This is a genomic window from Paenibacillus sp. 598K, from assembly GCF_003851045.1.
Lineage (GTDB): Bacteria > Bacillota > Bacilli > Paenibacillales > Paenibacillaceae > Paenibacillus_D.
Genome location: NZ_BFBX01000176.1, coordinates 26,249 through 34,716 on the forward strand (window position 1 = coordinate 26,249; position 8,468 = coordinate 34,716).

The window sequence follows — 8,468 nt, forward strand, 5'->3', positions numbered from 1 at the left end:
AGCGGCAGCTCGCCGAGCCAGAGCGGCTGCGACAGATACGCGAGAGCGATCAGCAGCGGCCACAGCACGACCCCCTCCGCTTGCCGCCTTATCGCCGCAGCCCCCGATCTGAGCCATGCCCCCCGCTGCCGCATCTGCAACACAGCTATGGCCTCCCATACGATCGCTAGGCTCGCCGCCAGACAGAGCCCGATGGCGACTCGACCGTAGGCCTCATCAAAAAAATACCCCGCCCGCACCGCTCCGTCCGTCAGCGCGTAGGTCAGCACGCTTAAAACGAACCCGCCGCCCAACCATGACTGCCACCGTTTCTCTCGCATCCTTCTCTTCCTTTCTCGAACGAAGAAGAAGGATTTCCCTTTTTACCCACGTATGAACAGTCTGCATTTCCCGGGAAATGAGAAATCCCTCATCATGGTTATTATTGCCATGAATTAAGGGTTCATCCTCTACGACTCATCCCGTCCGACAACACGGCAATCCGACTCGCTTTTTGTTGACGGGGTGTCGAGCAAAAATTATTTATCGCCACGAGGTTGCGACAAACATTTCAAAATCGATCTGTTAAGCTGAGATCTCACTGTGTAAAACAAGAAGGAGTGAATACTTTATGGAGCTTATTACAAATCAGACCTTTACCAACGAATCCATCATTTTTGACGGCTTTCATTTTGTCGGCTGCTCGTTTCGCGACTGCATCGTCGTTATTTCCGACAGTAACTTCGCCTTTGATCGCTGTTCCTTCGAACAGAGCACCTTTCATGTGCAGCCGGACTCGCCGGCTTATCATATGCTGAAGCCCGTATGCGAGAACGCCGGGAATTTCTGGGCGGATGTGTATAAGGGGAGCCGCGCTCATGCGGCTGGAGCGGAGAAATAAATCGCATCTTAACAACATAAAAACAGCCTGCCTCCGGAGACAGCCCGATTGTAGATCATCGAACTCATCGACGGCAGCCAGGCTGTCAGTTGGCTCCTTGCACAGGAACGGTAGACCCTTTAGCTTTGCGTCCCTGCCTTTCGACAGGTTTGCCAATATGTAGTTGTTCGTAGCAAAGAAGGCTGCTGACAGCTTAGATTTCCTTGACGATCAGTACATGCAGTTGATCCTTCAGATCGATCTCGTAAGGCGAGCTGGGCGCCTTGCCATCGGCTTCCTTGACGATCCGTACCGTCGGCCGATGCACCGCAAGCGGGTTGTTAGCGGAGATGACGCCGGTCTGACCCGTATTGAGCACCACAGTAGTCGCTACGGGATAGATGGAAATATGCTTGCAGAACAGCTTGATCAGCTCAAGATCGAAGATCGAGTTGCCGGCTGCAAACAAAAACTCGATCGTCTCCGAGGGCGTATGCCGGTTGCGATACGAGCGAGGCGAAGTCATCGCGTCATAGACGTCGGCTAGGGCGACGATTTGTGCGTATTCGTGAATCTCATTGCGCTGCAGGCCGCGAGGATAGCCGGAGCCGTTATACCGTTCATGATGCTGGAGCGCGCAATGCGCAGACAACAGCGAGATGTCATGCTGCTTGCGCAACAACTCGAATCCATCTGTCGTATGCCGTTCCATAATTTGGCGTTCCTCGGTCGTCAGCCGCGTTTTTTTGTTGAGGATCTCGGTCGGCACCTTCGTCATCCCCACGTCAAACAACATTGCGCCGATGCCTAGCTCCTCGATCTGCGTCCGGTTGTACCCCTTGGCGATGCCCATAATACCCGCCAGCACGGCGACATTGACCGAATGCTGGAACAGATAGGCGTCTGCCACATGAATGTTGGTCAAGCTGACGAGAATATCCTTGCGTCCTACTAAATCTTGGAAAATTTGTCCAAACACGCTCCGAAACGTCCGGCCCATCTCCGGAGCGACCGCACGTCCTCTGGTCGTCGGCTGGTCGATGATGCTGCGCATTGTTTTTTGGATCGAATCGACCGCTTGCTTGCGCGTCTCTTCCCGAATGACGTCCTCGGGCAGGATATCCTCTGTCATCTTGTCCTCGATAAACAGAGTATCCACCTGCATGTCGCGCAATCTATCGATGAATCGGTCGGTAAGCTCCACGCCCATCCCGAGCAGAACATGGCCGTTCTCCCTCAGGATGGGCTTCGCCAGCACATCGCCGGCACGCACGGTTTGTATTGATACTCTTCTCATCGTTCCCCCGCCTTTAAGTCTCCTCTGCAATTACGATCCGGTTGCGACCGCCGTCTTTTGCTTTATATAATGCCACGTCCACTTTCGTGAACAGCTCCCGCAAATAGGACTTCGGATCTTGTATCCGGTTATTTTCAGTTTCTTCTACAGCCAGCACGCCCATGCTTACCGTAACCGACACCGCTTCCTCTCCGGATCGGATGGCAATCTGGTTGCCGGCAATCGCTGATTTGATCCGATCGGCCAGCATGATCGCCTGTTCGCGATTCGTATGCGGCAGATAGACCGTGAATTCCTCGCCGCCGTAGCGGGCGAGAATATCCGTGCGTCGGAGCGCGCCTTTGACAACATCCGCCGTGCTGCGCAGCACCTCGTCGCCCACCATATGCCCATATGTGTCGTTGATGTTTTTGAACAGATCGATATCGAACAGAAAAATCGCAAACGGAATCCGGTACCTGACATTGGTCAGCACCTCATGCTCCAGCTGCTGCATCAAATAGCGGCGGTTAAAGCAGCCGGTCAAGCTGTCGGTAATCGCCATCTGCTCCAGCTTTTGATTAGCCTGGAACAGTTCGTCCTGCATAAGAATCAATGCCCGATTGCGGTCCTGGAGCACCTCGTTCTGACGCTTGGACGAATCGACCGCCTCGCGCAGCTCGGTGACGTTCTGGAAGGTGATGACGCGCCCGATTACCTGTCGTCGATGTCCAAAAATCGGAGAGGCATAGATGGCGGCATTTTTGAAGCGATGGTGTCCGAGCACAATCTCGATATAGGCATGCTGCGGCGGACTGCTGTGATAGGCGACGAGAAAATCCGTCAAATCCTCTTCCATGTCGTATCTGCTCAAAAACTGGCCGATATCGATGCAGTCGCCTACCCTCAGATTGACATAAGGGCGCAGCACCTTGTTCACCTCCAGGACGACGCCTTCCTCATCAATGACGAGAATGCCCGTGTTGACGCTGTTGACGATATCCTGCTGAGCAATCTGCTTAATATCGAACACCCGATAGCGCGTGATCGCAAGGACAAAATGAATGCCTGCGAGCAAGATGCCTAGCGAAGTCAACCCTCTGATCGAAGGCAACGCTTCCTTGAAAATGACATTGATAAATAAATCACATAGCGTGAGGGGAATAAAAATCATTACCCCTTCCAATGATTTCCGAATCCGCTGCGCATGTCGAGCCGGGCCGCCGGAACGAAGAGCACGCAGTAGCTCCATCAAGGACAAAACCGCATAAAGGCCAAGAACCGCAATCAAGTAGTAAAAAATCGGACCATACAGCCGATCCTTATATCCGCCTTGGGCGGTCGCATGGATAAACCAATGGTTGGGGTTGATGATGACACCCGCCGCAGCCGTCAGGGCAGGTATATGGAGCAGGATCAGCTTGATGCGGCTGCTCTGATACGATCGCCCGCTGAGGAAGATCGAGAACAAATACCAGCCGCTCCCGATCATGGCTAGTCCAATGAAAGCCAGACTGATATAAAACACTTGATACTGCGGCTCCGTGGCAGTATAGGAGGCGAATTGGCCAAGCGGCCAGAGCAGCATAAAAAAATGGAATAGTAAATACACTTTATGAAGATTTGTGATGGTTTGAACAAGAAGGATATAGAAAAACAAGATGCCCATAATCAGGAATATTGTAAAATCAAACCACATCATGAATCCCAAAAGGTTCACCCATTCATGAAAAATTAATCTATATACGCTATTCTAACCGTCCGGCAACCGTCCGGCAAGCGCCTTTTCCAGGTAGGGCTGAACGCCGAGACCGTCACGGAAGGCTGCATACTCCGCCCACTTGCGACGGCGGCTCGCATCGTCTCCGCCACCGAGCGCGGCGCGAATCAGCAGGTTTTTGGGGGTATGCTCCGGATCAATAAACTCCAGCAGCTGAACCTTATAGCCTACTACCTCCAGCAGACGCGCGCGCGCAGCATCGGTCGCCAAGGCGGAGAAGCGTTCCTTGAGCAGCCCGTGCGACAACAGCGGCTGGAGCATGTCGTTGTCCACCTGGCGGAACAGCTCGTGCTGGCAGCACGGCACCGACATGATGACGCTCGCGCCCCACTCGATCGCCTTGGCAAGCGCTGCATCGGTTGCCGTGTCGCAGGCATGCAGCGTGACGACCATATCCGCCTCTTGCAGCTCATCGTACCTGGCGATGTCCCCTTGCAAAAAGCGAAGATGCCGATACTCCAGTTTGCGCGCCAAACGGTCGCACCATGCAATGACGTCGGCCTTCAGATCCAGACCGATGACTCGGATCTCCCGCTCCTGCTGAATCGCCAACAGGTGATAGAGCGCAAAGGTGAGGTATGACTTGCCGCAGCCAAAATCAACGATCGTGATCGGCCGATCCTTGGGCAGCTCGTCGGCGACATCAAGCACCATCTCCAGGAATCGATTGATCTGCCGGTACTTGTCTTGCTTTTGCGCATGCACCTTGCCAGCCGACGTCATAATGCCAAGCTCCACAAGGAAAGGAGCTGGCGCCTCGGACGCCAGCACCCGTTTTTTCGCGCGGTCATGGGACGCCGCGTCGCTGCCGTCCCCTTTTGCGGTAGCCGGCTTGGCCAGCAGGGTCGGCTTGCCTTTCTTGCTGAAGAGCAGCTGATAGTCGGCCTCGTCCGTCTTGAAGAGCGCCTGCCGATACTGCTCCCCGGCCAGCCGAACCGCATGAGCGGCAGCCGCTGCGGGGGACAGATTGTCATGCGTCACGCGCCCCGTCTCATGGTACTCGAATTGATAGTGAAAGCCTTGCTTCAGCTGCACTGGACGAATGATCGTCTTCGGCGCATAGCCGGCCGTACGGCTGCGCGGCTGACTGAGCGTCGCCTGTCGCAGGCCGCACGACTCGATCGCCGTTGCCAGCTCCTGTTCCCAATTATCGGATGTCACTGGACTGCACTCCTTGTCGTCGCAAATCTTCGCGAGCCTCGCGCACCTCCGATAGAGAGAGACCGCCACGCTCCAAACGTTCCTCCGGCTCATCAAGCAGCCGATCGTAGAAACGCTCTGCCTCCGGCAACGAGAGCAGCTCGTCCTCCAGCAGCTCATGCAGCAGATTCTCCGCCAGATCAAACCGTCCTTCCTGCTCCTGCCATGCCATCAGCAGACGTTTGGTCTCTTCGGGCAGCTCATAGGCTTCCAACTGCTCCTGCAGCCGGGCAATCTCCAGCGCGGGCTCAGCCGTCGCCGGCTCGGGATCGATCAGTCCGCCGCGCAGGAACAGATGTAGCGCCTTCAGGAGCGCCGCATAGCTCGCCTCCGTCTCGCCGCGTTCGGCGTAGATCTCGCCCTTCTCGCGCAGCAGCCGGGCGATCGCTTGCAGACTGCCATGGTCGATGACGCCCGCTGTCGTCAACATCCCGACCAGCTCTTGATCCGTCAATGTATCGACGAGCCTGGAGTTGAGCCGGAACTCGCGGTCGAGTAGCTCATCGACGATGGCAAGCGCCTGCAGATGCTCCTTGCGGTCGCGCATGCCCATCACCTGGCCGAGGGCTTGCGTCATCTGTCCAATCATCCGCATAAAGTAGTCACGTTGAAACATGCCATCCCCTCCTCCCCTTCATCGTCAACGCTGTACAAATGCGAGCAGCTCAGCAGCTTCTTCCTCAGGCGTCTCGATCATCCCGAGATGACCGCTTTGCTCCAGCAGCGCATGCTTTACATTGGATCTGGTGACGCTGAACGTTCGCTCCGACGCGATCAAGCCATCCCTACCTCCAGCCAGCAGGAGCACCGGCAGCTGCGTCCCCTCCAGCACCGCATTGCGATCAGGCCGAGCCTTCATGCCGCGAGCGGAAGCGGCGGCGCCGCGTGGGCTCGTCCCGCGACCGATCGCCTTGACGCGCTCTACCTGCTCTGGCATCGACTCCAGATGCTCGGGAGCAAACAGCTTCGGCACGAGTCCTTCGACGAAGGCGTCCACGCCAGCCTCTTCGATAGAAGCGGCGGCGCGATCGCGCCCTGCCTTGGCTTCCTCGCTGTCGGCATACGCCGTCGAGTGTACGAGACCAAAGCCGCACAAGCGCTCCGCATGTCGCTCGGCTGCAGCGAGCGTAATATAACCGCCTAGCGAATGGCCGATCAGGTACGCTTGATGGACATAGAGATGATCCATCAGACGGATCACGTCGTCCGCAAAGTCCTCCATCGCATACGTATCGCTCTCCGGGGCCGATGAGGCGCCGTGTCCTCTCAGGTCGGGGATGATCACCCTTCCGGCGTCCTTAATTGTCGGCAGCACGCGCTCCCAATAAGCCGAGCTGCCGCAGTAGCCATGCAGCAGGATAACTGTGGGCCCTGCAGTCTTGCCGATATGTTCATTATCATAGTAAGCGATGACGGAGCCGTCCTCGCCGTGCATTTTTTTGTCCGCTAGCGTAATCATTGAACTAATCACCTGCTATTCTGAAGATTGGTATGCTGCGGCCAGGCATCGCAGATCGCCTCCGCCAGCTCGCCCGCCATCCGTATTACGGCGTGAAGCGAGGTCGTCTGCAGCGTATGGTAAGGCTTGGCTCCCTGCTCGTTGACGACAGCGGCGATGCTGTAATGGCCGACATCCGGCAGCTCTGCTGTCCCTGTCGCCCGGGCAGGCCGCAGCGGGCCGTCGGAGACGAGGAAGCTGCCCACCGACCCGGCTCTGCCCAGACAAGCATCGACCGCGATGACGAGGTGCTCTCGCGGCAACGTCTTCAGCATCGCGCCGAGACTGCCGGCATCGCATGGCGCAGCGAGCGTACCCCTCACCTGCGGCCAGCCTCGCGCCGTCAGCACGTCGCCGACCAGCGGACCCAGCGCATCGCCGGTCGACCGATCGCTGCCGATGCACAAGAAGACGACGCGATCGCGCGGCCATTGCTCAGCGATCGGTTGGAGGAACGCCAGCAGCCCGGCACGGTCGACACGCGCACGCTTGCTCTGTGCGATCAACTCCCGGACTCCGCTGTCCGGGATAAACAGCCCGGTATGGGGATGCTTTTCTTTAACAGACATTCGTCTCATGTCTTGGTAACACACCTCTCGCTCTCCACTGCCGCGCTCCTCGCTCTTCGCCCGGAGTTAGCGGCGTTGTGTTCCCTTCATTGTACCTTAATTGCAACGGTCGCAGCAATCGAATGGCGGTCATTTCATTCTCATGTTAGAATAGATAGCATCCAACAAGCCCAAAGGAGGAACAAGCGTGGCCCATCTGAACGAACCTACCGAAGAGAACATAGCCTATATGATCGATGCCATCAAAGCCAAGCTTCGCATGGCCTCGGCCGCCGCAATGCAGCCCTCGCATTTCAGCGTCAACCAATACGAGGACATCAAAGAGCTCTATGAGATCGTAATCGAGAAGCAAAATATCAGTATTAGCGAGGTAGAAGGCATTGTAGCCGAATTGGGAAGACTACGAAATAAATAGCAGATTAATCCACATTATGACAATATAACAATAATTTCGACACGGCAAGAGGGGCATTGAGCTTCGAACTTACCTATTTCAAAAAAACAACGGGGAGCGCGCGCTCCCCGTTGTTTTTTTGTTGCCTTGGGCGAGTTATTCTTCTCCCTTGTCTTCAGTCGACTCCGGCTCGGAGCGCTTCTCCTCCGAGGACGCCAGCGTCAGCTTGATCGCGATTTGCTTCTGCTCGCCGCGCAGAAATTGTGCCAGTCGCTCCAGCTTGTCGGCGAGTTCCGGACCTGTCATCGTCAGATTAAGCTGGTAATCGAAATGATCGGAGCGCGGCGGATGCGATGCAGTCTGCAGCGGTTGGACGCCTCCATATCCGCGCTCGCCCGTACCGCGACCACTCATCAGCTGCTCAGGAAAGAACTTATCCGATTTGTTGACGACCTGCTCGTAAATCCGCAGCTTTTTCAACAGCATGTAATATTGCGCAGAATGCTTGAAGCCCCAAGCCTCACGGATGTCCTTCAGCGTATAATCCATTTTCCACCGTTTCAGCTTTTCCACTTGCTCTTCTTTCTCCAGCTTCAAAAACTCTTCCAAAGGAATAATTGGCCCTATCATCTTTTTGAAATCCTCCAGTCGTTTATTGGCTTCATCTTAACGAAAAATAGAAAGCGCTTGGCACATCTCGTTGAATAACGTTGAATCCGTTACTAATTATAAAATATTACCATAACCCAAATAAAAAGAAAAGGAAATGTAATGTTTTTTTGCATCGTTGATGATAGGAAGTTGCAATTGCTCATCTCCTAAGGCGTCGAGCACACCGTCGCCGTTTGTCTTGCACTGTTGTCGGTTAGTAAGCGGTACTTGTGCGATTTTT

The 8,468-nt window shown here is 55.4% G+C and carries 10 protein-coding genes and 1 riboswitch; of the genes, 2 read left to right on the plus strand and 8 right to left on the minus strand.

Annotated features, from left to right (window positions below; genetic code table 11):
* Positions 1–320, minus strand: a 320-nt coding sequence (locus PA598K_RS36800) for a hypothetical protein (protein WP_185602393.1), incomplete at its 3' end; no start/stop codon positions are given.
* A 290-nt stretch (positions 321–610) separates the two neighbouring features.
* Between PA598K_RS36800 and PA598K_RS33720 the strand changes: the two genes are divergently transcribed.
* Positions 611–880, plus strand: a complete 270-nt coding sequence (locus PA598K_RS33720; RefSeq protein WP_128661121.1) for a hypothetical protein — start codon at positions 611–613, stop codon at positions 878–880.
* 69 nt (positions 881–949) lie between these two features.
* Positions 950–1,044, minus strand: a riboswitch (cyclic di-GMP riboswitch).
* Positions 1,045–1,073: 29 nt separating this feature from the next.
* Here the strand turns inward: PA598K_RS33720 and PA598K_RS33725 are convergent.
* Genes PA598K_RS33725 through yyaC form a run of 6 tightly spaced genes read right to left on the minus strand, consistent with a single transcriptional unit; the run spans position 1,074 to position 7,191 of the window.
* Positions 1,074–2,156, minus strand: a complete 1,083-nt coding sequence (locus PA598K_RS33725) for an HD-GYP domain-containing protein (RefSeq protein WP_128661122.1) — start codon at positions 2,154–2,156, stop codon at positions 1,074–1,076.
* 13 nt (positions 2,157–2,169) lie between these two features.
* On the minus strand, positions 2,170–3,837 hold the full coding sequence (locus PA598K_RS33730; RefSeq protein WP_260405747.1) for a histidine kinase N-terminal 7TM domain-containing diguanylate cyclase: 1,668 nt from the start codon (positions 3,835–3,837) through the stop codon (positions 2,170–2,172).
* 51 nt (positions 3,838–3,888) lie between these two features.
* Positions 3,889–5,076, minus strand: a complete 1,188-nt coding sequence (locus PA598K_RS33735) for a class I SAM-dependent methyltransferase (protein ID WP_376739114.1) — start codon at positions 5,074–5,076, stop codon at positions 3,889–3,891.
* Positions 5,063–5,731 carry a DUF6483 family protein gene (locus PA598K_RS33740; RefSeq protein ID WP_128661124.1) on the minus strand — a complete coding sequence of 223 codons (669 nt, stop codon included), beginning with the start codon at positions 5,729–5,731 and terminating at the stop codon, positions 5,063–5,065. The genes PA598K_RS33735 and PA598K_RS33740 overlap by 14 nt, the downstream gene beginning before the upstream one ends.
* Positions 5,732–5,755: 24 nt before the next feature.
* A complete protein-coding gene (locus PA598K_RS33745; protein ID WP_128661125.1) occupies positions 5,756–6,574 on the minus strand; it encodes an alpha/beta fold hydrolase in 819 nt (272 codons plus the stop codon).
* Positions 6,575–6,582: 8 nt separating this feature from the next.
* Complete coding sequence (gene yyaC / locus PA598K_RS33750; RefSeq protein WP_128661126.1) at positions 6,583–7,191, minus strand: spore protease YyaC; 609 nt, start codon at positions 7,189–7,191, stop codon at positions 6,583–6,585.
* A gap of 178 nt (positions 7,192–7,369) precedes the next feature.
* On the opposite strand from yyaC, the gene PA598K_RS33755 reads away from it, so the two are divergent.
* Positions 7,370–7,597, plus strand: coding sequence for a DUF1128 domain-containing protein (locus PA598K_RS33755; protein ID WP_128661127.1), 228 nt, complete (start codon positions 7,370–7,372; stop codon positions 7,595–7,597).
* Between the two features lie 135 nt (positions 7,598–7,732).
* On the opposite strand, the gene PA598K_RS33760 is transcribed toward PA598K_RS33755, so the two are convergent.
* Positions 7,733–8,206 (minus strand): hypothetical protein, encoded by a 474-nt coding sequence (locus tag PA598K_RS33760; RefSeq protein ID WP_128661128.1) that lies wholly within the window; start codon positions 8,204–8,206, stop codon positions 7,733–7,735.
* Positions 8,207–8,468: the final 262 nt, after the last annotated feature.